The sequence below is a fragment of the Rhodovarius lipocyclicus genome, from assembly GCF_009900765.1.
Taxonomy (GTDB): Bacteria; Pseudomonadota; Alphaproteobacteria; order Acetobacterales; family Acetobacteraceae; genus Rhodovarius; species Rhodovarius lipocyclicus.
On record NZ_JAAABL010000012.1, the window covers coordinates 46,513 to 71,032 of the forward strand.

The 24,520-nt window shown below is 70.2% G+C and carries 21 protein-coding genes; 10 read left to right on the forward strand and 11 right to left on the reverse strand.

Annotation, left to right across the window (positions count from 1 at the left end; all coding sequences use genetic code 11):
• Nucleotides 1–204: 204 nt before the first annotated feature.
• The 9 genes from GT007_RS11060 (at nucleotide 205) to GT007_RS11100 (ending at nucleotide 12,170) form a co-directional block, all read left to right on the forward strand.
• A complete protein-coding gene (locus GT007_RS11060; RefSeq protein WP_160121672.1) occupies nucleotides 205–1,506 on the forward strand; it encodes an LLM class flavin-dependent oxidoreductase in 1,302 nt (433 codons plus the stop codon).
• A gap of 187 nt (nucleotides 1,507–1,693) precedes the next feature.
• Nucleotides 1,694–3,298, forward strand: a complete 1,605-nt coding sequence (locus GT007_RS11065; protein WP_160121673.1) for an ABC transporter substrate-binding protein — start codon at nucleotides 1,694–1,696, stop codon at nucleotides 3,296–3,298.
• Complete coding sequence (locus GT007_RS11070; RefSeq protein ID WP_160121674.1) at nucleotides 3,299–4,312, forward strand: ABC transporter permease; 1,014 nt, start codon at nucleotides 3,299–3,301, stop codon at nucleotides 4,310–4,312.
• Entirely contained in the window at nucleotides 4,309–5,151 is an 843-nt protein-coding gene (locus GT007_RS11075) for an ABC transporter permease (protein ID WP_160121675.1), read from the forward strand. Before GT007_RS11070 ends, GT007_RS11075 begins: the two co-directional genes overlap by 4 nt.
• Nucleotides 5,148–6,119: an ABC transporter ATP-binding protein gene (locus GT007_RS11080; RefSeq protein WP_160121676.1), complete on the forward strand. Its 972-nt coding sequence runs from the start codon at nucleotides 5,148–5,150 to the stop codon at nucleotides 6,117–6,119. Before GT007_RS11075 ends, GT007_RS11080 begins: the two co-directional genes overlap by 4 nt.
• Nucleotides 6,112–7,077 carry an oligopeptide/dipeptide ABC transporter ATP-binding protein gene (locus tag GT007_RS11085; RefSeq protein WP_201451881.1) on the forward strand — a complete coding sequence of 322 codons (966 nt, stop codon included), beginning with the start codon at nucleotides 6,112–6,114 and terminating at the stop codon, nucleotides 7,075–7,077. Before GT007_RS11080 ends, GT007_RS11085 begins: the two co-directional genes overlap by 8 nt.
• A gap of 10 nt (nucleotides 7,078–7,087) precedes the next feature.
• Complete coding sequence (locus tag GT007_RS11090; protein ID WP_160121677.1) at nucleotides 7,088–8,848, forward strand: hydantoinase B/oxoprolinase family protein; 1,761 nt, start codon at nucleotides 7,088–7,090, stop codon at nucleotides 8,846–8,848.
• The gene (locus tag GT007_RS11095) at nucleotides 8,835–10,865 is read left to right on the forward strand and encodes a hydantoinase/oxoprolinase family protein (RefSeq protein ID WP_160121678.1); all 2,031 of its coding nucleotides are present in this window, start codon (nucleotides 8,835–8,837) and stop codon (nucleotides 10,863–10,865) included. The genes GT007_RS11090 and GT007_RS11095 overlap by 14 nt, the downstream gene beginning before the upstream one ends.
• 87 nt (nucleotides 10,866–10,952) lie before the next feature.
• A complete protein-coding gene (locus tag GT007_RS11100) occupies nucleotides 10,953–12,170 on the forward strand; it encodes a cytochrome P450 (RefSeq protein ID WP_160121679.1) in 1,218 nt (405 codons plus the stop codon).
• A gap of 221 nt (nucleotides 12,171–12,391) precedes the next feature.
• On the opposite strand, the gene GT007_RS11105 is transcribed toward GT007_RS11100, so the two are convergent.
• From GT007_RS11105 to GT007_RS11130, 6 genes are read right to left on the reverse strand one after another with little or no spacing between them, the layout of a single operon-like run.
• Nucleotides 12,392–14,017, reverse strand: coding sequence for an ABC transporter substrate-binding protein (locus tag GT007_RS11105; RefSeq protein ID WP_160121680.1), 1,626 nt, complete (start codon nucleotides 14,015–14,017; stop codon nucleotides 12,392–12,394).
• Nucleotides 14,018–14,055: 38 nt separating this feature from the next.
• On the reverse strand, nucleotides 14,056–15,213 hold the full coding sequence (locus GT007_RS11110) for an LLM class flavin-dependent oxidoreductase (protein WP_160121681.1): 1,158 nt from the start codon (nucleotides 15,211–15,213) through the stop codon (nucleotides 14,056–14,058).
• Entirely contained in the window at nucleotides 15,213–16,598 is a 1,386-nt protein-coding gene (locus GT007_RS11115; RefSeq protein WP_160121682.1) for an amidase, read from the reverse strand. Before GT007_RS11115 ends, GT007_RS11110 begins: the two co-directional genes overlap by 1 nt.
• Nucleotides 16,595–17,428 (reverse strand): polysaccharide deacetylase family protein, encoded by an 834-nt coding sequence (locus GT007_RS11120; protein ID WP_160121683.1) that lies wholly within the window; start codon nucleotides 17,426–17,428, stop codon nucleotides 16,595–16,597. Before GT007_RS11120 ends, GT007_RS11115 begins: the two co-directional genes overlap by 4 nt.
• Nucleotides 17,425–18,213, reverse strand: coding sequence for an SDR family NAD(P)-dependent oxidoreductase (locus tag GT007_RS11125; protein ID WP_236571610.1), 789 nt, complete (start codon nucleotides 18,211–18,213; stop codon nucleotides 17,425–17,427). The genes GT007_RS11120 and GT007_RS11125 overlap by 4 nt, the downstream gene beginning before the upstream one ends.
• The gene (locus GT007_RS11130; RefSeq protein ID WP_160121685.1) at nucleotides 18,197–18,958 is read right to left on the reverse strand and encodes an SDR family NAD(P)-dependent oxidoreductase; all 762 of its coding nucleotides are present in this window, start codon (nucleotides 18,956–18,958) and stop codon (nucleotides 18,197–18,199) included. Before GT007_RS11130 ends, GT007_RS11125 begins: the two co-directional genes overlap by 17 nt.
• Nucleotides 18,959–19,077: 119 nt before the next feature.
• Here GT007_RS11130 and GT007_RS11135 point away from each other — a divergent pair, with 119 nt between their 5' ends.
• Entirely contained in the window at nucleotides 19,078–19,875 is a 798-nt protein-coding gene (locus GT007_RS11135) for an IclR family transcriptional regulator (RefSeq protein WP_160121686.1), read from the forward strand.
• Between the two features lie 20 nt (nucleotides 19,876–19,895).
• Here GT007_RS11135 and GT007_RS11140 read toward each other — a convergent pair whose 3' ends face one another.
• Genes GT007_RS11140 through GT007_RS11160 form a run of 5 tightly spaced genes read right to left on the reverse strand, consistent with a single transcriptional unit; the run spans nucleotide 19,896 to nucleotide 24,516 of the window.
• A complete protein-coding gene (locus GT007_RS11140) occupies nucleotides 19,896–20,600 on the reverse strand; it encodes an isochorismatase family protein (protein WP_160121687.1) in 705 nt (234 codons plus the stop codon).
• Entirely contained in the window at nucleotides 20,600–21,577 is a 978-nt protein-coding gene (locus tag GT007_RS11145; RefSeq protein ID WP_160121688.1) for an ABC transporter ATP-binding protein, read from the reverse strand. The genes GT007_RS11140 and GT007_RS11145 overlap by 1 nt, the downstream gene beginning before the upstream one ends.
• Before the next feature lie 11 nt (nucleotides 21,578–21,588).
• A complete protein-coding gene (locus tag GT007_RS11150) occupies nucleotides 21,589–22,650 on the reverse strand; it encodes an ABC transporter ATP-binding protein (RefSeq protein ID WP_160121689.1) in 1,062 nt (353 codons plus the stop codon).
• Nucleotides 22,651–22,652: 2 nt separating this feature from the next.
• The gene (locus tag GT007_RS11155) at nucleotides 22,653–23,558 is read right to left on the reverse strand and encodes an ABC transporter permease (protein WP_160121690.1); all 906 of its coding nucleotides are present in this window, start codon (nucleotides 23,556–23,558) and stop codon (nucleotides 22,653–22,655) included.
• Nucleotides 23,559–23,568: 10 nt separating this feature from the next.
• Nucleotides 23,569–24,516 carry an ABC transporter permease gene (locus GT007_RS11160; protein ID WP_160121691.1) on the reverse strand — a complete coding sequence of 316 codons (948 nt, stop codon included), beginning with the start codon at nucleotides 24,514–24,516 and terminating at the stop codon, nucleotides 23,569–23,571.
• Nucleotides 24,517–24,520: the final 4 nt, after the last annotated feature.

Below are 24,520 nucleotides of genomic sequence, written 5' to 3' on the forward strand. Positions count from 1 at the left end.
TCGTTACGACCATGATGCGGTGCACATGGGGCGGTTATGCCAGTTGAAAAGGACATGCCTCACGCCCTTGGGCTCACACCCTTGGCCCGCTTTGCCCGCATGCTGAGCAGAAACCGCCCGCCGGCGCCAGACACCCCGCCCCGCCCGGCTTGTCCGCACAGGCGCCCCCCGCCACCCTGCCGCGCCGAAACCGAGGGGGGTTCCATGACCGACAGGCAGATGCATCTGGGCGTGTTCGTGCTGGGCACCGGCAACCATATCGCCGGCTGGCGCATGCCCGGCGCCTATGACAGCTTCCAGTCCCTGCCGGTGGTGCAGCACATCGCCCGCATCGCCGAACGCGGCCTGTTCGACCTGCTGTTCCTGGGCGACGGGCTGGCGGCGGGGGTGAACGACCATCCCTCCTTCACCGCGCGCCTCGAACCCATCACCATGCTGGCGGCACTCGCCGCCACCACCACCCATCTGGGCCTCGGCGCCACCTCCTCCACCACCTACAACGAGCCCTTCAACGTGGCGCGGCAATTCGCCTCGCTGGACCATCTCAGCGGCGGGCGGGCGGCCTGGAATGCCGTCACCTCCTCCTCGCCCAAGGCCGCCCCCAATTTCGGCCGCAACCACCCGCCGCATGAGGCGCGCTATCGCGTGGCGGAGGAATTCGTCGATGTGGTGCTCGGCCTGTGGGATTGCTGGGAGGACGGCGCCATCGTCGCCGAGCGCGACACCGGCCGCTACATCGACGGCAGCAAGGTCCATACCCTCGACCATGTGGGCGAGTTCTTCCAGGTGAAGGGGCCGCTCAATGTCAGCCGCTCCCCGCAGGGGCGGCCGATCGTGCTGCAGGCCGGGTCCTCCGAGCCCGGGCAGAACCTGGCCGCGCGCACCGCCGATGTGGTGTTTTCCGTCGTGCAGGATTTTTCCGAGGCCCAGGCGGCCTATGCCTCGCTGAAATCCCGCATGCCGGGCTTCGGCCGCCGGCCGGAGGAGATCGCGGTGCTGCCCGGCGTCATGCCCATCCTGGGCCGCACGCGGCAGGAGGCGCGGGACGTGCTGGAGCAGTTGCAGTCCTTCGTCACCTCCACCAACGCGGCCAGCATGCTGTCCAACCGGCTGGGCATGGATGTCTCGGGCTTTCCGATGGATGAGCTGGTGCCGGACCTGCCCTTGCCCGACACCTCGCACGGCTTCGCCAAGGCCATGCTCTCCAAGGCGCGGCGGGAGAACATGACCTGGCGCGACCTGCACAACCTGACCGGGGCCGCACGCGGGCATTGGGTGATCGCGGGCACGGCCAGCGATATCGCGGACACCCTGCAGGAATGGTTCGAAGGCGGGGCCGCGGACGGGTTCAACATCCTGCCAGCCTGGTTCCCCGGCGCCTTCGACGGCTTCGTGGATGAGGTGGTGCCGGAACTGCAACGGCGCGGGCTGTTCCGGAAGCAATACACGGCGACGACGCTGCGCGGCCATCTAGGGCTGGATGTGCCGAAGAACCGGTTCGGGTAGCCATCCGAGGGGCGGCGCCCCTGCTGGCGGGACAGCCTCGCTGCGCATCCCACGGGCATTCCGCCCCCAGATGCGCCGCCTCTGGGCATCCCCTACCCCGCGCCCGGTTTTCCCATGCCCGTACCTGCTTGCCGCTGTCCGACACTGCCCGTTCACTTCCCCCGACAATTCTCCGGGGAGATGAGTGATGGGTTTCCGCCGCTTGCGGGCCGCCGTGCTGGCCACCGCCCTTGCCGCCCTGCCTGGCGCCATAGCGCCCGCCATCACACCCGCTTGGGCCCAGGCGCCGCAGCGCCCGCTGGTGTGGGGCGACAGCCTGCCCGCCACGCTCGACCCCCACGCCATCTTCGACGTGCCCAGCCAGTTCGTGCTGCTGAACGTGTATGACGGGCTCTACCGCTATCAGAACAACCCGCCGCAGCTGGTGCCCTGGCTGGCCGAAAGCCACACCACCAGCGCGGACGGGCTGAACTGGGAATTCACCCTGCGGCAGGGCATCAAGTTCCAGGATGGCAGCGACATGACTGCGGAGGATGTCGTCTATTCCTTCCGCCGCCTGCTGACGATGAACCGCGCGCCGGCCGCCGCCTTCTCCCCCGTGCTGCGGCCGGAGAACGTGACGGCCACCGGCCCGCGCACGGTGCGCTTCGTGCTGTCGCGCGCCTATGCGCCCTTCCTGTCGGCCATGCCGCTGGTGGCCATCGTGAACCCGCGCGTGCTGGCCCAGCACACGGTGAACGATGACTGGGGCGCCGCCTGGCTGGCCGCGAACACCGCGGGCTCGGGTGCCTATCGCATCGACCCCGCGACCTATCAGGCGCGCGTCTCGATGGATCTGTCGCGCTTCCCCGGGCATTTCCTGGGCTGGTCGCACAACCCCCGCCCGATCGAGCAGGTGCGCTCCCGCCCCGTGATGGAAACCTCCACCCGCGTGCTGGCGCTGCTGCGCGGCGAGATCGACGCCACCGACAGCTACCTGCCGACCGACCAGGTGGAGCGCGTGGAGCGCAACAACCGCACCCGGGTCGCGCGCGATGAGAGCATGCGCGTGTTCACCATCCGCATGAACAACCGCAAGCCGCCCTTCGACAACCGCGACGCGCGGCTGTGCTTCGCCCATGCCTTCAACTACGAGGGCTTCAACAACACCATTCTGCGCGGCCTCGTGGTGCGCAATGGCGGGCCGAACCCCAACAACCTGTGGGGCAACCCGTCGGACCTGCAGCCCTACACCTATGACCTGAACCTGGCGCGCCAGCATTGCGACCGGGCGCGGGCCGCGGGCGCGCCGCTGGACCGCGAGGTCGAGATCCATGTCCAGAACGAGCTGGAGCAGACGGTGCAGGCCGCCCAGATGTTCCAGGCCGACCTGCGCCGGGTGGGCATCAACCTGCGCATCGTGCCCAACACCTGGGCCGGCATCACGGGTGCGACGGGCCGGGCCGAAAGCACGCCGGACATGTGGGTGCATTGGGTTTCCACCTATTTCGTCGATCCCGAGAACTGGATCGGCCAGATGTATGACAGCCAGTTCCACGGCACCTGGAAGGCCAGTTCCTGGTATTCCAACCCGGAGGTGGACACGCTGCTGCGCCAGGCGCGCTCCAGCCTGGACCGGCCGGAGCGCGAGCGCCTGTACCAGCAGGCCACGCGGCTAGTGGTGGCCGACAGCCCGGATATCTGGGTGTACAACACGCTGAACCTGCGCGGCCTGTCGCGCCGAGTGCAGGGCTATCAGTTCTCCCCCGTGGGTTCGGGCGGCGAGATGCGGCTGATGTCGCTGGCGAACTGAATGGCCTTCTATATCGCCCGCCGGCTGCTGCTGGCGCTGCCGGCGCTGCTGGGGCTGGTCTTCCTCACCTTCGTGCTGTCGCGCGTCATCCCCGGTGACCCGGCGGCGACGCTGGCGGGCGACGCCGCCACCCCGGCCCAGCTGGCCGAGATCCGCGCGCAATACGGCCTGGACCGCCCCATCCTGGAACAGGCCGTCATCCATGTGCGGCAGGTGCTGACGGGCGATTTCGGGCGCAGCGTGTTCTCCGGCCGCCCGGTGGCGGAGGAGATCGCCCAGCGCCTGCCGGCCACGCTGGAACTCACCTTCGCGGCGCTGCTGCTGTCCACCCTGCTCGGCGTGCCGCTGGGGCTGGTGGCGGCGCTGAACCATAATGGGCCGGTGGACCATCTGGTGCGGGTGCTCTCGGTCGGCGGGCTCGCCATGGCCTCCTTCTGGCTGGCGATCATGCTGCAGCTGTTCTTTTCCATGGAGCTCGACATCCTGCCGCTGCGCGGGCGGGTGGATGTGGAGATCGGCATGCCGCCGCTGCGCACGGGCCTCGTGCTGCTGGACAGCCTGCTGGCCGGGCGGGGCGACATCTTCGTGGATGGCGCGCTGCATCTGGTGCTGCCGGCGGTGACATTGTGCCTGCCGGGGCTGGCCACCATCGCGCGCTTCACGCGATCTGGCGTGCTGGAGACGTTGCAAAAGGATTTCGTGCTGTACGCGCGGGCCGCCGGATACGGGCGGGTGCGGCTGGCCGCGATCTATGTGCTGCGCAACGCGGTGAACATGGTGGTGACGCAGATCGGCCTGCTGTTCGGCGCGCTGATCTCGGGCGCCGTGGCGGTGGAGGCGATCTTCGACTGGCCGGGCCTCGGCACCTATGCCGTGCAGGCCATCCTGTCGGCCGACTACAAGGCGCTGCTGGCGGTCACGCTGGTGGTGGGCGTGGTCTATGCGGTGGTGAATGTGCTGGTGGACGTCGCCCAGGCCCTGATCGACCCCCGCGTGGCGGAGGACGCCCGGTGACCGCCCTGCGCCATATCTTCCGCGACCCCGTGGCGGCTTTCGGGCTGCTGGTGGTGCTGTTCGCCGTCTTCGTGGCGATCTTCGCGCCCTGGCTCGCGCCCTATCCGGACGACGCCTTCGAAAGCCATCTGTTGCAGCGCCTGCGCCCGCCCTCGATGGAATTCCCCTTCGGCACGGACAATCTGGGGCGCGACATCCTCTCGCGCGTCATTCTGGGCACGCGCAACGCGCTGGTGGTGGCGGTGTCGGTGGTGCTGGCCTCCATGCTGATCGGCGTGCCGCTGGGCCTGGCGGCCGGCTGGAAGGAAGGCTGGATGTCGGAGGTGCTGATGCGCGTCACCGACGTGTTCCTGGCCGTGCCGCAACTAATCCTGGCGCTCGCGCTGGGGCAGTTGATCGCGCCGGGCATCGGGGCCGCGATGGTGGCGCTCGCGCTGACCTACTGGCCGTTCTTCGCGCGCACGGTCTTCGCCGAGACGCGGCGCCTGCGCGGCGCGCTGTTCGTGGATGCGCTGGCGGGCATCGGCGCCAGCCCCGCGCGCATCCTGTTCCTGCATGTGCTGCCCAACGCGGCCCCCGCCATCCTGGTGCGGGCCACGATCGGCATGGGCTTCACCATCCTGACCGCGGCGATCCTGGGCTTCCTGGGCGTGGGGGCGGCCCCGCCCTCGCCCGATTGGGGGCTGGCGGTGTCCGAGGCCCGGCAGCACCTGCCCGAGGCCTGGTGGTTCCCGACCTTCCCGGGCCTGGCCATCCTGCTGCTGGTGCTGGGCTTCAACCTGCTGGGCGACGGGCTGCGCGACGCGGCCGACCCGCGCCTACGGCGTTCGCGCCGATGAGCATCCCCGTGTTGCAGGTCCAGGGGCTGGATGTGGAGCTGCGCTCCGAGCGCGGGGTCGCGCGCATCCTGCAGGATGTCACCTTCACCATCCCGCGCGGCGGCACGGTGGGCATCGTGGGGGAAAGCGGCTGCGGCAAGTCCACCTTGCTGCGCGCCGTGCTCGGCATCCTGCCCAAGGGGGCCGAGACCCCGCGCGGCGCCATCCTGTTCGATGGGCAGGACATCCTGACCGACCACGCGGCCTCCGCGCGCGGGCGCATCGGCTTCGTGCCGCAGGACCCGTATCTGTCGCTGAACCCGGTCTTCCGCGCCGGCGACCAGATCCTGGAGATCATGCGCCGCCACGCCCCCGGCAGCCGCGCCGACCACAAGCGCAAGATCGTCGAACTGTTCCGCGCCGTGCAGCTGCCCGACCCGGAGGGGGCGCTGCGCAAATATCCGCATCAGTTCTCGGGCGGGCAGCGGCAGCGGCTGCTGATCGCGGCGGCCCTCGCCTGCGACCCGGCCTTGGTGGTGGCGGACGAGCCCACCACCGCGCTGGACGTGACCACGCAGCGGGAAATCCTGGCCCTGCTGCGCCGCCTGGTGGCCGAGCGCGGCCTGTCCCTGCTGTTCGTCACCCATGATTTCGGCGTGCTGGCCTCGGTCTGCCAGGAGGTGACGGTGCTCTATGCCGGGCGCGTGGCCGAGAGCGGGCCGGTGCGCGCGGTGCTGGACACGCCGCGCCACCCTTACACGCGCATGCTGCTGGCCTGCCACCCGGACCGCGCGGCGGACCTCGCGGGCATTCCCGGCACCGTGCCGGCCGCCACCGCCCAGCCTTCCGGCTGCCGCTTCCACCCGCGCTGCCCGCTGGCACAGCCTTCCTGCGCCGCCGCCGCCCCGCCCATGCAGGCGCTGGGCGAGGGCCGCGCCGTCGCCTGCCCCTGGTACGAGACGCCCTTGCCGGAGACCGCCCTTGCCTGAAATTCTCGGCGCCAGCGGGCTATCGGTGGAGTTGGGGGCGCGGCGCGGGCTGCTGCGCCACCGCCCCGGCGTGCGCGCGGTGGATGGGGTGGAGCTGTCGGTGCGGGAGGGCGAGACCTTCGGCATCGTGGGCGAGAGCGGCTGCGGCAAGACCACGCTGGCGCGCGCCCTGCTCGGCCTGCAACGCGAGAGCGGCGGCGAGATCAGGCTGGAAGGGCGCAGCGTCTCGGGCCTCGCGCCGCGTGAGGCCCGGCGCGTGCGGGAAGCCGTGCAGTATGTCCACCAGGACCCCGGCGCCGCGCTCGACCCCTGGTGGCGCGTGGGCGCCACCTTGGCGGAGGGCCTGTCCATCCACGGCATCCCGGGCCGCGCGGAGCAGCAGGCGCGCATCGCCGAGACCCTGGCCGCCGTGGGCCTCGACCCCGCCCTGGCCGAGCGCTACCCGCATGAGCTCTCGGGCGGGCAGCAGCGGCGGGTGGGGCTGGCGCGCATCCTGCTGCTGCGGCCCAAGGTGGTGATCCTGGACGAACCCACGGCGGGGCTGGACCTGTCGGTGCAGGCGGCGGTGCTGCGGCTGCTGCGGGATCTGCGGGCGCGCTTCGGCCTGACCTACATCTTCATCAGCCACGACCTGTCGGTGGTGCGGCGCGTGTGCGACCGGGTGGCGGTGATGTATCTGGGCCGGGTGGTGGAACAGGGCCCGGCCGAAACCCTGTTCGCCGCGCCCGGCCACCCCTACACCCGCGCCCTGCTGGCCGCCGCCCCGCGCCTGGATGGCACGCAGACCGGCCCCGCCCTGCCGGGCGACCCGCCCAGCCTGCGCGCCGTGCCCAGCGGCTGCCGCTTCCATCCCCGCTGCGGCCTGGCCACGCCGGATTGCGCCGCGCGCGACCCGGCGCTGGAGGATGCCGCCCCCGGCCACCGGATCGCCTGCCTCCGCTGGCGCGACGCCGCCTGAAAGCCCGCCCATGACCAGTTGCGATCCCGTCACGCTCGAAATCATCCGCGGCGCCGCGCGCGCCGCCCAGGCGGAAATGGAGGCGCTGCTGGAACGCACCGCCATGTCCGCCTTCATCCGCGAAAAGAAGGATTTCTACACCGCCCTGTTCGATGCGAGCGGCGCCATGGCCGTCGGCAGCGACCTGCCGATCTTCGGCGATATCGTGGCCCCGGTGGCCGAGCGCTTCCCGATCGAGACGATGCGGGAGGGCGACCTGTACTGGTACAATGACTGCTACGGCAGCCGGGGCGCTGTCTCCCATTCCAACGACCAGGTGTTCCTGGCCCCGGCCTTCCACGATGGCGTGCGCGTGGGCTTCGTGATGGGCTGGGCGCATTTCTCCGATATCGGCGGGCTGCGGCCGGGCTCGCTCAGCCCCGACGCGACGGACCATTTCCAGGAAGGCATCATCATCCCGCCCTCGCGCCTGATGCGCGGCGGCGAGACCAATGAGGATCTGCTGCGCACCTTCTGGCGCAACAGCCGCTTCCCGACGCAATCCCAGGGCGACACGCGGGCGCTGATGGCCGCCGTGCGCCTCGGCGAGAAGCGCCTGTCCGAGATGGCAGGCCGCTTCGGCCCGGCGGTGCTGGCCGACGCCTTCCACCAGCTGCTCGCCCGCACCGAGCAGACGGTGCGCGAGAAGCTGAAGGAGATCTTCCCCGTCGGCACCACGCGCTTCGCGGATGCCATCGACACGGACGGCCAGGGCAACGGCCCCTTCACCATGCGCCTCGCGCTGACCCGCACGCCGGATGACCGCTTCATCTTCGACGCCACCGAGACCGACGACCAGGCGCCGGGCCCGGTGAACCTGCTGATGCACCCGGATGTGCCGGGCATGGCGCTGGGCCTGTATGTGCTGCAAGGCACCACCGGCCAGGTGCTGAACGCCGGCGGCCCGCGCGCGATCGACGAGGTGCGCCTGCGCGAGGGCTCCCTGCTGATGCCGCGCGCGCCCGCGCCGCTCGGCCTGCGGGGGCTGACCATGATGCGGCTGCTGGCCGCGCTGCACGGGCTGGTGGCGGTGGCGCGGCAGGGCCAGGCGCCGGCCGCCCATTCCGCCTATGTGGTCATCACGCTGCGCGGCTCGGCCGGGGGCAAGCGCTTCCTGATGAGCGACGGCATCGGCGTGGGCTATGGCGCGCGGCCCTTCGCCGATGGCACGGATGCCGTCTATTTCGTGGCGCAGGAAAACTACCCGGCGGAGTTCATGGAGCTCACCTATCCGGTGCGGCTGCGCGGCTTCGGGCTGAACACGGATTCCAGCGGCCCCGGGCGCTATCGCGGCGGCTGCGGCGTGGTGCGGGAGTTCGAGGTGCTGGCCGATGAGGCCATGCTGGCCGTGCGCATCGACAGCGTGAAGAACCCGCCCTGGGGCGTGGCGGGCGGGATGAATGGCGGCTCCGGCCGGGCCGTCGTGAACCCTGGCCTGCCGGGCGAGCGCGTGCTGGAACCGCTTTCGGACGGCACCATTTTGCGCAAGGGCGACATCTTCCGCATCGAGACCGGGGGCGGGGGCGGCTGGGGCCATCCCTTCGACCGCCCGGCCGAAACCGTGCTGCGCGATGTGCAGGGCGGCTTCATCAGCGCCGCCTGCGCCGCGCGCGATTATGGCGTGGTGATCCGGGACGGCGCGCTGGATGCGCCCGCCACCGAGGCCCGCCGCGCCAACCGCCCCGCCACCGCCCTGTTCCATCGCCAGGAGTACCGCGATGCAGTCGCGTAGCCTGCTCGTCGCCGTCGATATCGGCGGCACCTTCACCGACATCACCTTGCAGGATGCGGTGACCGGCCAGGCCTGGACGGCCAAGACCCCCTCCACCCCGCGCGACCCGTCCGAGGCGTTCCTGACCGGTGTCACCATGGCGCTGGCCGCCGCCGGCCGCGCGGCCACGGAAACCGGGCGCGTGCTGCATGGCACGACGGTGGCCACCAACCTGATCCTGGAAGGCCGCACCGCCCCCACCGCGCTGCTGACCAATGCGGGCTTCCGCCATGTGCTGGAGATCGGCCGTGCCGACCTGCCGCGCCGGGACAATCTCTGGGCCTGGGTGAAGCCGCAACGGCCCGTCCCGCCCGCTTTGGTGTTCGAGGCCGCCGGACGCATCGCCGCCGATGGCAGCGAACTGACGCCGCTGGATGAGCAGGCGGTGCGCGACGCGGCACGCGCGGCCATCGCGGGCGGTGCGCAGGCCATCGCCGTGTGCTTCCTGCATGCCTTCACCAACCCCGCCCATGAACGCCGGGCGCTGGAGATCCTGGCGGTGGAAGCGCCGGGCCTGGCGCTGTCGGCCTCGGTCGATGTGTTCCCGGTGGTGCGCGAGTATGAGCGCAGCATGGCCACCGTGCTGAACGCGGCGGTCATGCCCGCCGTCTCCACCTATATCGCCCGGCTGGAGGCCCGGCTGGCCGAGGCTGGCATCGCCGCCCCCCTGCTGCTGATGAAATCCAATGGCGGGGTGGCGGGGGCCGCTTCCATCCGCCGCGCGCCAGCGCAGACCGCCCTTTCGGGCCCCGCCGCCGGGGTGGTGGGGGCGCGCGCCGTCTGCGCCGCCGCCGGGGTGGAGAACCTGATCACCGTCGATATCGGCGGCACCAGCGCCGACATCTGCCTGATCGCGAAGGGCGAGCTGGGCCTGACCCAGACCGGGCGCGTCGGCCCCTGGCCGCTGGCCCTGCCGATGGTGGATATGGTCACGATCGGCGCGGGAGGCGGCTCGCTCGCCCGTGTCGGCGCCGATGGCGCGCTGACCGTGGGCCCGCAGAGCGCGGGCGCCGATCCCGGCCCCGCCTGCTATCGCCGCGGCGGCACCGAACCCACCGTGACGGACGCCCATATGGTGCTGGGCCACCTGCCCCCGGCGCTGCTGGGCGGGCGCATGACGCTGGACCCCGCCCTGGCCGAGGCCGCCGTGGCCCGCGTGGCCGCCCCCCTGGGCCTGACGCCGGAACAGGCCGCGCGCGGCATCCTGGCGATCGCGGACAACAACATGGTGGGCGCCATCCGCGTGGTCTCCGTCGAGCGCGGGCATGACCCGCGCGACTTCACCCTGGTGCCCTTCGGCGGCGCGGGCCCGCTGCATGGCTGCGCGCTGGCCGATCTGCTGGGCATCACCCGCGTGCTGGTGCCGCCCGCGCCCGGCGTGCTCTGCGCCCAGGGGCTGCTGGCGGCCGACCTGAAGGCCGAATTCACCCGCAGCGTGGCCGAGCCCCTGGCGGGCGCCAACCGCGCGCGGTTGGATGCCGTGTTCGCCGCGCTGGAAGCCGAGGCCGCCGCCTGGTTCACGCAGGAGGAAGTCTCCCCGCCCGACCAGCGCCTGCGCCGCGTGGCGCTGATGCGCTATGAGGAACAGGGCCACGAGCTGGCCGTGCCCTGGGATGTCGCCGATCTGGGCAGCGCCTTCGCCGCCGCGCACCGAGGCCTGTATGGCTTCGACCTGCCGGAGGTCGCCATCGAGATCGTCACCCTGCGCGTCGAGGCCACCGGCCTGCTGCCCGCCCCCGCCCCGGCCCTGCCGCAAGGCGGCGAGGCCGCGCAGGCGGAGCTCGGCCGCCAGCGCATCCTGCTGCCCGGCGGCGCGGTGGAGGCCGTGGTGCTGGACCGCGCCAAGCTGGCCGCCGGCGCGCGTTTCGCGGGCCCGGCCATCGTCACGCAGCTGGATGCGACCACGCTGGTGGCCCCGGGTTGGACGGCCCGCATGCATGCCTCCGGCGCGCTGTTGCTGGAACGCGCAAGCGATTGACTCGGCCCCGGCACGGCCGGACCATGGCCGTGCCAGGCCAGGAATGTTCCCCCGCGATGCGCGCGCCCCCGCGCCACAGGAGCCGCCATGACCACCGACACCCTGCCCGCCATGACCGGCCGGCCCGCCCCGGTCCTGACCCTCGACCCCTATGCCGACGAGATCCTGCTCGACCCCTTCCCCGCCTATGCCGAGATCCGCGAGGCCGGGGCCGCGGTGTTCCTGGAGCGCCACGGCGTCTATGCCATCGGCCGCCACCGGGATGTGCAGGCGGCGCTGAAGAACTGGCGCGATTTCTCCTCCACCGGCGGCTCGGGCATCGCCGATATCCGCAAGCCCGGCGCCTGGCGCGCCCCCAGCCCGATCGTGGAGGTGGACCCGCCCGACCACACCCGCGTGCGCGCGGTGATGCAGCGGGTCATCTCGCCCTCCGTCATGCGGCGCTGGCGCGAGGAATTCGAGCGCGAGGCCGCGCGCCTGGTCGATGAACTGCTGGCGCAAACCCGGTTCGACGGCGTGCACGACCTCAGCGAGGCCTTCGTCTCCACCGTGTTCCCCAACGCGCTCGGCCTGCCGGATTCGCCCGAGCGGCGGGACAACCTGTTCCTGATCGGCGAATGGAATTTCGACGCCCAGGGCCCGCGCAACGCGCGCCTGGAGGCCACCACCCGCCGCGTCGCCGCCATCGAGGGCTGGCACCAGGAGATGATGAAGCGGGAGAACCAGCTGCCCGGCGGCTTCGGCGCCAGCATCTTCGAAGCCGCCGACGCGGGTGAGATCGAAGCCGAGGTGGCGCCACTGCTCATCCGCTCCTTCCTGCGGGGCGGGCTCGACACTTCCTCCAGCACCATCTCGGCCGCGCTGTACTATCTGGCGCGGGACCCGGCCGCCTATACCGCGCTGCGCGCCGATCCCAACAAGACGCGCAACGTGATCGAGGAAGCCATGCGCCTCGAAACGCCCATCCCCTATGTGGGCCGGCTGACCATGCGCGACGTGGTGGTGGACGATGTGCTGGTGCCCGCCGACAGCAAGGTGATCGTGATGCTGCCCGCCGCGAACCGCGACCCGGCGGCCTGGACGGACCCCGACACCTTCGACATCAACCGCACGACGCAAGGCCATGTGGCGTTGGGCTATGGCATCCATATGTGCGTGGGCCAGGCCATCGCGCGGCTGGAAGGCGAGGTGGTGCTGAAGGCGCTGGCGGCACGGGTGGAGACGCTGGAACTGACGGAAGAACCGACGCGGAAGCTGAACAACAACCTGCGCAGCTTCGCCTCGCTGCCGCTGCGGGCGCAGTAAGGTTGAGGGGGCGCCGCCCCCTCAAACTCCCCCGGCAGGAGCCGAAAGGCCCCTGCACCCCATCAGTTTGGCACTGATCCTTCCAGGGCACTTCCTATTGATATTAATAATGAAAATGGCACCCTACCTGCCAAGGTAAGGCGCCAATAAATGGGTTCAAAGGGTTGCTACAACCCTTTGCGGGGAGCCCGAGGGGCAGAGCCCCTCGGTCTTTTACGCCATCACCGCGCCGGCGCGCGTTCGATATTCCACATCACCGGGAACCCGAAGTCGATCACGCCCCGCAGTTCCGCGCGCCACACGGCCGCGCTGGCGAACTGGCCCGAGATCGGGAAGTTCGCCTGCTCGATAGACATGCGTTGCAGTTCGCCCGCGATCTCGCGCCGGCGTTCGGCGTTGGGCTCACGCTCGAAGCGTTCGATGACCTGCGTCATCGCTTGGTCGCAATAGCCCCAGGGCTGATTGCCGGTGCAGTTGTAGCCGATGCCCGGGTTGGTCAGCGGGTTACCCAAGTCGAAGCCGGTGTAGATGACCGGCACCAGGCTCCAGCCGCCCTGGTCCAGCGGACGGTGCTGGATCCAGCGCGCGGCGATGGAGGACCAGTCGGAGGTCTGCACATCCAGGTTGAAGCCCGCCTGGCGCAGCCGGTCGATCATCACCAGGCCGATCGGGTTGATCAGCGCGGAATCGGCGGGCTGCAGGAACACCACGCGCTCACCGTTGTAGCCGGATTGGCGCAGGGTCTGCCGGGCCAGCTCGATGGTGCCGTTGCGCATGGGCTCGGTGCCCGTCTCGCTGGCATAGAAGGTGCCGCAGACATAGACGGACTGGCAGTCCGGTTGGCTGAACTCGGGGGGGACACCCTCGGCCGCGATGATGTCCGTGCGGGACATGATCTGCGCCACGGCGCGGCGCACCTGCACATTGTCGAAGGGCGGCTGGCGGTGGTTGATGCTCAGGCCGCCCGCGATCTCGGCGCCGCCGCGCGCCCGGCTGAGCACGAGGTTGCGGTTGCGCTGGAAGTTCCGGATGTAGTCGATGGGCGCGTATTCGAGGTAGTCGACCTCGCCCGCCTGGATGGCGGCGGCGCGCAGCCCGGGGTCGCCCATGTTGATGAACTCGACGCGCTCGGCGCGCGGCACCTTGCCGCCGGCCAGCCCGTCCGCGGGCTCGTCGCGCGGGCGATAGCGCGGGTTGCGCACGAACACCGTGCGCTCACCCGGGATCCACTGGTCGCGCAGGAACAGGAAGGGGCCGGAGCCCACGACCTCGCTGACCGGGGTGGTGGCGGGGGTATTGGCCGCCAGCCGCGCGGGCATGATGAAGGGCACCTGCACGCTGGGCTTGCCCAGCGCCTCCAGCACCAGGCCGAAGGGGCGGGCCAGTTCGAGGACGAAGGTCTTGCCGTCCACGACGCGCAGTTCCTTGGTCGCGGCCATCAGGCGGCGGCCCAGGCTGTCGCGCGCGCCCCAGCGCCGCAGGGAGGCGACGCAATCCTCGGCGGTCACGGGCGTGCCGTCGCTGAATTCCAGCCCGTCGCGCAGCGTGAAGGTCCAGGTCAGTCCATCATCGCTGGTGCGCCAGTTGTCCAGCATCTGCGGGCGGAAACGGCCCTGGCTGTCCATGGAGACAAGCGTGTCGTAGACCATGTAGGCGAAGTTGCGGGTGACGAAGGAAGGACCGGCGATCGGGTCCAGCACCTGAAGGCCCACATTCAGCACCAGGCGGATCGGGCGCTGCGCCTGCTGGGCCTGGGCCGTGTTATGCGCGGCGGGCGCCACCAGCGCCGTGGCGGCCAGCAGCGCCGCCGCCAGGGCCGTGCGCAGCTTCACGATGGGAAATGCCATTCACGTCGTCCTTTCCATCCGGAGTGAAGAAATGTCGTTCAGGCGGTGGGGCTGAAGGCCTCCCGCAAGCCTCTGGCTTCCAGCATCGGCATGACCTCGGCGAAGCGGCCGAGCCCATCCACGAAATCCACCCAGGTCAGCAGCACGCCATCGAGGCCCGCTTCCGAGAGCTGCTCCAGCCGCGCGGCGATATCGCCCGCCGTGCCGATCAGCGCGGAGCCCCCTGCCCCGGCCGCGAAGCGCTGGCGGGCGGCGCGCGTGGCCTCGGGCGAGGCGAAAATCCTGGTCTGCGATCCCACCCCCGCGATCCAGGCGTCCAGGCTCGGCCCGTCCTCATGCAGCACGGAGTAGTGGTGCAGATACTCCTCGGCCTCGGCGCGGGAGGCACGCTGCACGCAATAGGCATAGGTCCAGACCTGCACGTCGCGGCCGTATTCGCGCCGCGCCATGTCCTTGTAGGCCGCGATCTGTGCCGCGATGTCCGCCGTGTCCTCGGAACGCAGGATCAGGAAGCAGACATCGGCGAATTCGCAGGCGAAGCGCTGCCCCCGGTCGGAGCCGCCGGCATTGACGATCGGCGGGCCCGGCTGCTGCAACGGCTTGGGCATGGAGGAGCCGCGCTTGATGCGGAAGAACGGCCCCTCATGGTCGAACTCCGCTTCCTCCCGCCACAGGCGCTGGATGATCTCCAGCCATTCCTGCAGATGGTCGTAGCGCGCGTCGTGCTCGGCCATGGGCGCGCCGAACATGTCCAGCTCCGGCTTGTTCCAGCCGCCCACCACATTCAGCGCGAACCGCCCGCCGGAGATGATGTCGATGGTCGCGCATTGCTTGGCGGCCGTGATGGGATGCAGCGTGGGCGCGTGGGAGGTGGCGATGACCGCCAGCCGCCGCGTCGCCTGCGCGATGCCCGCGCACCAGGTGAAGGGATCGAGCGTCACGCCGCTCGGGTGCCGGGTCTCGCCGGGGATGTAGCCCTTCCAGCGGGCATAGGCGAGGACGGCCTCGAAGCCCAGCGCATCGGCCATGCGCGCGGTCTGAAGGGATGCCTCCCAGCTCGGGCGGTAGGCTTCGGGCACCAGGGTCTGGGCCGCGCCCTTTCCGTTGGTGCCGAACAGGCCGAGCTTCAGCCGGTTCGCGCCGAACAGCGGGTTGCGTGCCCGCACCGGATCGAGGGTGGCGGGCACGGCGGGCATCAGGCCACCACCGGGGCGATCCGGGCGGTGACCCAGGCGGCGGTGCCGGTCAGCGCCGCATCGGTGTGGGGCTGGCCGATCACCTGCACGCCCACCGGCAACCCGCCCACCGCCAGCAGCGGCAGGGTGATGGCCGGACAGCCCAGCACCGATGTCGCGGCATTGAAGGCCGGCAGGCCCGTGGTGTGGGTCACGCCCGAATCCTTGGCCTTGTTCGCCATCAGCGGCGCGGGCCCCACGGAGCTGAGGCTGATCAGCCCATCGGCCAGCCCGTCGATGGCGGCGAAGGCGCGCTTGGCTTCCTCGCGCTGCAGCAGCGCCAGGCGGTAGTCGTCCACGCTCATGGCGCGGGCCAGTTCCAGCCGCGCCATCATGCTGTCGCTGAGGCCCGAACCGAAGCGCTCGATCAGGTTCTCCAGCGTCCAGCGCATCTCGTAGCCGCACAGGTCGCGGCTGAGCGCCAGGCTGCCGCCGATCGCCTGCTCGAAGCGTTCGATCAACGGGCTGTCGGTGCGGCGCAGGATGGTGACGCCCGCGTCCCGCAGTTGGCCCAGCACCTGCTCGAAGGCCGCCATGGTGCGGCCGTCGGTCTCGGCCCAGCCCTCGGCCTCCATCACGATCAGCGCGCGCGGCTTGGCGGGCGGGCGCGGGGCCAGCTCGCCATACAGGCCCGGATGCCCCGGGTCGCCGCCCGCGCGCTGGGAGATCTCGAAGGCCACCGCCCACATGTCCTGCAGGCAGCCGGCATGCACGCCGATATGGCTCTGGCTGAAGCCCAGGCGCTCACCGCGATTGATGGCGCCGAAGGTCGGCTTGATCGCGGTGTTGGCGCAGAAGCCGGCCGGGCGGATGACGGAGCCCACCACCTGCGTGCCCAGCGCCGCCGGCACCATGGAGGCACCGATGACCGCCGCCGAGCCCGAGGAGGAACCGCCAGGCGTGTGGTCCGGGTTGAACGGGTTGGTGGTGGGGCCGGGGTGGGACATGCCGAGTTCCGTCGTCACCGTCTTGCCCAGCACCACCGCGCCCGCCTGGCGCAGCGCCACCACGCTGGCGCTGTCGGTCTTGGTCTGCACGCCCTTCAGCAGGGGCGTGCCCTGCTCGGTCGGCATGTCCTTGGTCTGCAGCATGTCCTTGATGCCGATGGGCATGCCGTCGATGGTCGAGAGCGGGCGCCCGGCCTTGTAGCGGGCGGTGGCGGCATCGGCCGCGGCGCGCGCGCCGGCCTCATTGATCGTGACCCAGGCCTGCACCACGGGTTCCCGCGCCGCGATCACCTCCAGGCAGCGTTCCAGGAAGGCGCGCGGCGTGTCCCCGCCCTCCAGGAAGCGCGGCACGGCATCATGGAAGGTGCAGGGGCGGAAGCTGGCGGGATCGTAGCTCATGCCTCGTGCGCCGCGACCCAGGCCTCGGCCACCTCGGTGCCGGTGGCGAACCACACGTCGGGGAAGGTCTTGATGAAGGCGATCATCTCCCGCAGCATCGCGATGCGGGCCGGGCGGCCGGACACCTGCGGGTGCATGACCAGGTTGTACAGCCCGCCCCAGCGATAGATCTCGCGGAACTCGTCCTGGAACACGCTCAGGATATGGCTGTTGGTGAAGATCGGCCGCGGGTTCTTGACCGAGAACAGCGCATAGGGCGCGTCATCCGTGCTCCAATGCCAGGGCAGTTCGACCGGGCCCTTACCGCCATCGGGTGCGGCCATGCGGTACGGCACGACATCATCCAGCAGCGAGCTGTCATAGAGGAAATCATGCTGGCCGAGCAGGCGGATCAGGTTGTCGCTGGTCTCGCCCGCCGGGGAGCGATAGCCCTTCGGCACCACGCCCAGCACGCTTTTCAGGGCGTGCAGCCCCTTCTCCATCTCCTCGACCTCCTTCTCGGGGAAGTCGGGATCGACCCAGGCGTGGGAGTAGCTGTGATGGGCGATCTCATGCCCCTGCTTCAGGATCATCTCGCAGCGCTGGGTGTGGTTTTCCACCGTCCAGCCGGGGATGAAGAAGGTGGCGCGGCCATCGAGATCGGCGTCGTGCAGCGTCTCCAGGATCTTCGGCACGCCCACCTTGGCGCCATAAGTGCCCTGGCTCAGCGTGCCCGGCCGGCGCGCATTGGCCGGGTCGCGGGACAGCCACAGCGTCTCGGCATCGAAATCGAAGGTCAGCATGACGGCGACCTTCGCGCCGCCGGGCCATTTCACGGACTTGTCGATCATCCCATCACCTCTTCACCGGGTTCGCGCGGCGGATTGCGGGAGGTGATCCACCCCCCGTCCACCACAATGACCTGCCCCGCGACGAAGGATGCGTCCTCCGAGGCGAGGAAGGCGGCGACCGCCGCGATCTCCTCGGGCCGGCCGGCACGGCGCAGCGGCGTGGGATCCACGATGGCCTTGATGTAGTATGGCTTGGTCAGGTGCTTTTCCGTCATCGGCGTTTCGATCACGCCCGGGGCGATGGCATTGACCAGGATGCCATCGGGCCCGATCTCGGCCGCGAGCTGGCGCGTGAAATGCGCGACACCGGCCTTGGCGACCGCATAGGCCGTGGTGCCCGGATAGCCCGCCAGCCCGAAGGTGGAGCTGATGTTGATGATCCGCCCGCCCGGCTTCGTCATATGCGGCAGCACGTCGCGGGTGACGCGCAGCACGGCCTTCAGGTTGATGTCCACGAAGCGGTCGATCAGCGCGTCGTCGGAATCGGCCAGGGATTTGGACCCGCCGATGCCCGCATTGTTCACCAGGATGTCGATGCGGCCATAGGCGGCCAGCGCCGCCTGGGCGATGGCCGTGCCGGCGCCGGGCGTGCCGACATCGGCGGTGAAGCCCGTGGCGCCGAGCGCCCCGGCGGTGGCCAGCACATCCTCGCTGCGGTCCACCAGCAGCACCCGCGCGCCCTCCGCGATCAGGCGCGTGGCGATGGCGGCGCCGATGCCGCGCGCCGCCCCGGTGACGACCGCGACCCGGCCCGCGAACCGTGTGGGGTCAGGCAAGACGGCCACCATCGACCGGCAGGTTCACGCCGGTGATGAAGCCGGCCTCGTCGCTCAGCAGGAACAGCACGGCGTTGCCCACCTCCTCGGCCTTGCCGAAGCGGCCGATGGGGTGGCGGGCGAGGAATTCGGCCTCGCGCTTCGGGCGGTCCTCGCCGGCGCCGGCGAAGGTGGCTTCCAGCATCGGCGTCCAGATCGATCCCGGGCAGACGCTGTTCACGCGGATGCCGTTCGGCGCCTCGCCCTTGGCCAGGCTGCGCACCATGCTGGTGACGGCGGCCTTGCTGGCGGCATAGGCCGGCATCACCGGCTGGGCGATCAGCCCGGCCGTCGAGGCGAAGGCCACGATCGAACCGCCGCCCGCCGCCTTGATCAGCGGCAGGATATACCGGATCGACAGCCAGGTGCCCTTCACGTTGATGTCGAACACCCGGTCCCACTGCTCCTCGGAGATCTCCAGGAAGCCCAGGGTGGGGCCGAGCGTGCCGGCGGCGGTGGCCAGCAGGGTGACGGGGCCAAGGGCGGCGGCGGCTTCGGCCAGGCGCTGCTGGTCCGCGGCGCTGGTCACGTCACCCACCACGGTGATGGAACCGGGGCAGTTGGCGGCGGTCTCGGCGAGGCCCGCCTCGTCGCGGTCGAACAGCACCACCCGCGCGCCCTCGCGCGCCAGCCCTTCGGCGGTGACGCGGCCAAGCCCCGAGGCGCCGCCGGTGACGACCGCGATGCGGCCGGAGAAGCGTGGGGAAGATGACATCGTCAGCAGGCTCCGTTTTGGGCGGATGCGGCACTCGGTCCGCAGGCACCAAAGGCAAATAAGTATTGACTAACGATACGGTCGAATTGGAAAAGGAGGTTAAAGGGGGCTTCATCACCATGTCAAAGGCGAATTTCAGCCCCGGCTCCGGCGCGCCCGAGGCGGTTGACACCAGACTGTTCATTCAGGCCGTGGAGCGCGCGTTTCGTGTGCTCGAAGCCTTCGCGGACCGGCCGCAGCCGCTGACGCTGTCCGAAATCGCGGCGGCCATCGGCACGGACAAAAGCGGCGCGCAGCGGCTGTGCTACACGCTGCGCCGCCTCGGCTATCTGCGGGTGGACCCGCTCGGGCGCGGTTTCCTGCCGGGCATTCTCTCGCTCTACCGCTCCTATGATTTCCTGCGCACGCATGAGCTGGTGCAGCGCGCGGCCTCCCCGCTCGGCGAATTGCGCCGCACGGCGGAGGAACGCGTGGACCTGAGCCTGTGGGACGATATCGACATCGTCTACGCCATGCGGCTGCAGAGCCGGCGCGAGACCTTCCACGCCACGCTGATCGGCCGGCGGCTGCCCATCGCGCTGTCCTCCGGTGGGCGGGCGATGATGGCGCTGATGGATGACGCCACCGTGGAGGACATCCTGGCGCGCTGCGAACGCCCGCCGCTGACGCCGCGCACCGTCACCGAGCTGCCGGCCCTGCGCGCCCTGATCGCCGAGGCACGCGAGTGCGGCTATGCCCTGGCGCTGGAACAGGCGCTGCTGGGGGAGGTCGTGCTGGGCGCCGCCATCCGCGACCGCCAGGGGCGGCCCGTGGGGGCGGTGCATATCGCGGCCTCCCTCTCCGACTGGAGCGTGGAGGATTTCCGGCGCCGCATGGCACCGCTGGCGATGGAGACGGCGCGCTCGCTGAGCGAGTGAGCGCGGCCCATCCCCAGGCCCTACGCGACCTTCGCCGGCTTGCCGGCCTGCAACGCCGCCTCGATCTGCGCCGCGCTCTGCACATCGCCGAAGAACAGATAGAAGTTGATCAGCGAGGCATTGTGCTCCGCATCCGTCATCGCGGCATTGCCGTCGCTGACCATGATGGTGCGGAAGTTCAGCATCATCGCGTCCCGCGCCGTGCTCTCGCAGCATACATTGGTCAGCGTGCCGGTGATCAGCACCGTGTCGATGCCGCGCGCGCGCAGCCGCTGCTCCAGGTCCGACGCACCGCGGATGAAGCAGGAATAGCGGTATTTCGGCACGATCTCGTCCTCGGCGCGGATATCGAGATCGGGCCAGAACTCATGCCCCTTGGTGCCGGGCGAGATGGAGCGGATGCGCGCGGCCCGGCGTTCCGGGCTCGCCTGTTCCTCCAGCACCGACCACTCGATGCGGGACTTCTCGTCGGAGGCGTTCTGGATCCAGTAGACCGTCCCGCCGGCCTGGCGCAGCGCCTGGGCCAGGCCGTTGATGACGGGCACGATGTCGGGCGCGGTCGGCACGCAGGAATGGCCGACCTCGGCATTCATGTAGCCGTTCTGCATGTCCACCACGAGCAGCGCGGTGCGCGCGGGGTCCAGCGCCGCGAAGGGGTGCGGCGTGCCGCAGCGCTTCACGACGCGCGCGATGATCTCGGGCGGGATCTCGATCTTATGAGGCATCAGGCGAACTCCGGTTGTTCCACGCGGATGCAGCGCACGATGCGCCCCGGCGCCGGCGTGACCGGCGGCGGGCTGCCCGCGTTGCATTCCGCGATCATCCTGGGGCAGCGCGGCGCGAAGCTGCACCCCGGCGGCAGGCGCCGCATGTCGGGCGGCGCGCCGGGGATGGTCTTCAGATCCTGGTCACGCGGCTGGTCATGCACGGTCGAGGCCAGCAGCCCGGCGGTGTAGGGATGCAGCGGGCTGCGCAGCACATCGCGCACCGTGCCCGTCTCCACCACGCGGCCCGCATACATCACCGCCACCCGGTCCGCGATCTCCGCCGCGACGCCCAGATCGTGCGTCACGAAGATCACACTCATGCCCAGTTCCTGCTGCAAACGCCGCAGCAGGATCAGCACCTGGATCTGCACCGTGGCGTCCAGCGCCGTGGTGGGCTCATCGGCCAGCAGCAGCTTGGGCTCGCAGGACAGGGCCAGCGCGATCATCGCGCGCTGGCGCAAGCCCCCCGACAGCTCATGCGGATAGGCATCCAGGCGCCGCTGCGCGGAGGGGATGCGCACCAGGTCGAACAGATCCAGCGCGCGCTGGCGCCCGGCCTTGTGGGAGACACCGCGATGCAGCGCCACCACCTCCGCGATCTGGTCGCCCACGCGCATCACCGGGTCGAAGGCGGTCATCGGCTCCTGGAAGATCATGGAGACGGTGCTGCCGCGCATCCGCCGCAAGGTGCCGTCGTCCATCGCCAGCACATCCTGGCCCGCGATCCTGATCTTGCCGGTGATGACGCTGCGCTTGGGCGGCAGCAACCGCATCAACGCGCGCATGGTGACGGATTTGCCCGAGCCGCTCTCGCCCAGCATGCACATCACCTCGCCGGGCATCATGCTGAAGCTGACGCCGTTCACCGCGCGGACATTGCTCTCCCGCGTCACGAAATTGACCGAGAGGTCCTCGACCTCCACGAGGGGAGACATGGCAGGCGCGCTCAATGCCGTGCCCCCGCCTGGCTGTGGCCGGAGGTGGGGTCCTCCATATGGCAGGCCGCCAGATGGGTGTCGGGGTCGGCCTGCGTCAGGCTCGGCGCCTTCAGGGTGCACACCGCCTCGGCATGCGGGCAGCGGGTGTGGAAGCGGCAGCCGGAGGGCGGGTTGATCGGGTTGGGCGGATCGCCGCTGACCGGCGCTTCCTCCCGCCGGTTGTCCGGGTCCAGCGCCGGGCGGCTGTCCAGTAGCGCGCGGGTGTAGGGGTGCTTGGGGTTGCGATACAGGTCGTCGGCCGGGCCGATCTCCACCACCTCGCCCAGATACATCACCATCACCCGGTCGCTGATCCAGCGCACCACGCCCAGGTCGTGGCTGATGAAGATGTAGGTCAGCTTCAGGTCGCGCTTCAGCGCCTGCAACAGGTTCAGCACCTGCGCCTCGACGGATTTGTCGAGCGCCGAGACGGCTTCGTCCAGGATGATCATGCGCGGTTTCATCGCCAGGGCGCGGGCGATGTTGATGCGCTGCTTCTGCCCGCCCGAGAGTTCGTGCGGGTAGCGCCCGCCGAACAAGGCAGGGTTGAGGCCGACCTTCACCAGCAATTCGCGCGCCATGGCCACGGCCTCGGCCTGCTTCGTGCCGAAGGCCACCGGCCCGAAGGCGATGGAATTCTGCACCGGCATGCGCGGGTTGAGCGAGGAGGCGCTGTCCTGGAACACCATCTGCACCTGGCGGCGCATCTCGGCCACGCTGATGCCGCCGGTTTCGCCCACCGCGTCACCGTCAAAGATTTGCTCGCCGGCGTCGGGGCGGATCAGGCGCATCAGCAGCCTGGCGACGGTGGACTTGCCGCAGCCCGATTCGCCCACGATGCCCAGCGTCTCCCCCTTGCGGACGGAGAAGGAAATGCCGTCCACCGCGCGCACATGCGCGACCGTCCGGCCCAGCACGCCGCCCTTGATGGGGAAGTGCTTCTTCAGGCCGCTCACGGTCAGCAGCGGCTGCGCCGGGCCGCCGCGGTCGCGCGCGTCGTCCTCGGCCACGGCGAAATCGGTCATGGCCATCTTCAGCTCCTCACATCCATCGCGGCGCGCAGGCCGTCGCTGACCAGGTTCATGCTGACGGAGGTCAGCAGGATGGCGATGCCGGGCATGGCCGCCACCAGCGGGCTGACATAGATCGACTGGCGCAGGGCGTTCAGCATCAGCCCCCAATCCGGGTCGGGCGGCTTCACGCCGAGGCCCAGGAAGGACAGGCCCGAAGCCAGGATGATCGCCACCGAGATCAGGCTGGAGGCATAGATCAGCACCGGCCCCAGCACATTGCCCAGCACATGGTGCCACAGCACCTTGCGCAGCGGCGCGCCGGTGGCCCGCGCGGCGTCCACGAAATCCAGGTTGCGCACCTGGGTGGTCGCGGTTTCCGCCACGCGGCACAGCGGCGGGATGAACACCAGCGACAGCGCGATCATGCCGTTTATGGCGCCACCGCCCATGGCCCCCGAAATCGCCACCGCCAGCAGCACGGAGGGGAAGGCGTAGAACACGTCCATCACGCGCATGATGGCCATGTTCAGCGGCCCGCCGGCGAAGCCCGCGATCAGCCCCAGCGTGCCGCCGATCAGCGTGGCCACCACCACGGGCATGATGCCCATGGTCAGCGTGATGCGCCCGCCATACAGCAGGCGCGACAGCACATCGCGCCCCAGCTCATCGGTGCCGAGCCAGTAGCGGTCCTGGTATCCGGGCGGCTTCAGGCGGCGGATGATGCTTTCCTGATACGGATCGAACGGCGCCAGCAGCGGCGCGAACACGGCGGCCAGGATGATCAGCAGCAGCAGCGTGCCGAAGAACAGCGTGACGTAGTCGTAGCGCAGGCGGTAGCCGACCGTGCCCCAATAGCCGCGCTGCCGCGGCAGCGCGAGTTCCGTGGGGTCGGTGGGCGGCACGGCATCGCTCACGGCGGTGGACATGCGGAACCTTTCAGCCGCGCCGGATGCGCGGATCGAGCGTGGACTGGAACAGGTCCACCGCGAGGTTGGTCACGACGAAGATCATCGCCAGCACGAGGATGGTGCCCTGCAGCACCGGCACGTCGCGGGTCAGGATCGCCTTGCTCAGCAGATAGCCGCTGCCCGGCCAGGCGAAGACCGTCTCCACCAGGATGGAGCCGCCCATCAGCGTGCCAAACTGCAGCCCCATCACGGCGAGCACCGGCGGCAGCGCGTTCTTGATCGCGTGCTTCAGCACCCGCCATTCCGGCAGGCCGTTGGCGCGCAGCGTGACCACGAATTCCTGGTTCATCACCTCCGACACCGCGGAGCGCGTGGTGCGCGCGATGATGCCCACCGGGATCATCGACAGCGTGATCACCGGCAGGATCAGGTACTGGATATGCTCCCAGCTGGTGGGGTCGAAGGTATCGCCCGCCGTGCCGGAGGACGGCAGCAGCATCAGCTCCACCGAGAAGATGATGACCAGCACGATGGCCAGCCAGTAGTTCGGGATCGACACGCCGAGCACCGCGACACCGGTCACGGCGCGGTCGATCCAGGTGCCGGACTTGCGCCCGGCGATGGTGCCCAGGATGAAGGCGATGCTGAAGGCCACCAGCACGGACAGGAAGGCCAGCAGCACCGTGTTGCCCAGCGAGCGCTGGATCTCCTCGATCACCGGCCGCCCATTGGCGATGGAGCGGCCGAAATCGCCCGTGGCCACGCGATACAGCCATTCCGCGTACTGGATCACGATCGGCCGGTCGAGGCCGTAGAGGCGCTTGAGGCGCTCCACGGTCTCGGCATCCGCATCGGGCGGCAGCAGCGTCTGGATGGGGTCGCCCGGCGCCAGATAGACCAGCGCGAAGCAGACCATCGAGACACCCAGCGCGATCGGGATCGCGGCGAGCAGGCGGCGGATCACATAGCCGAACATGGGC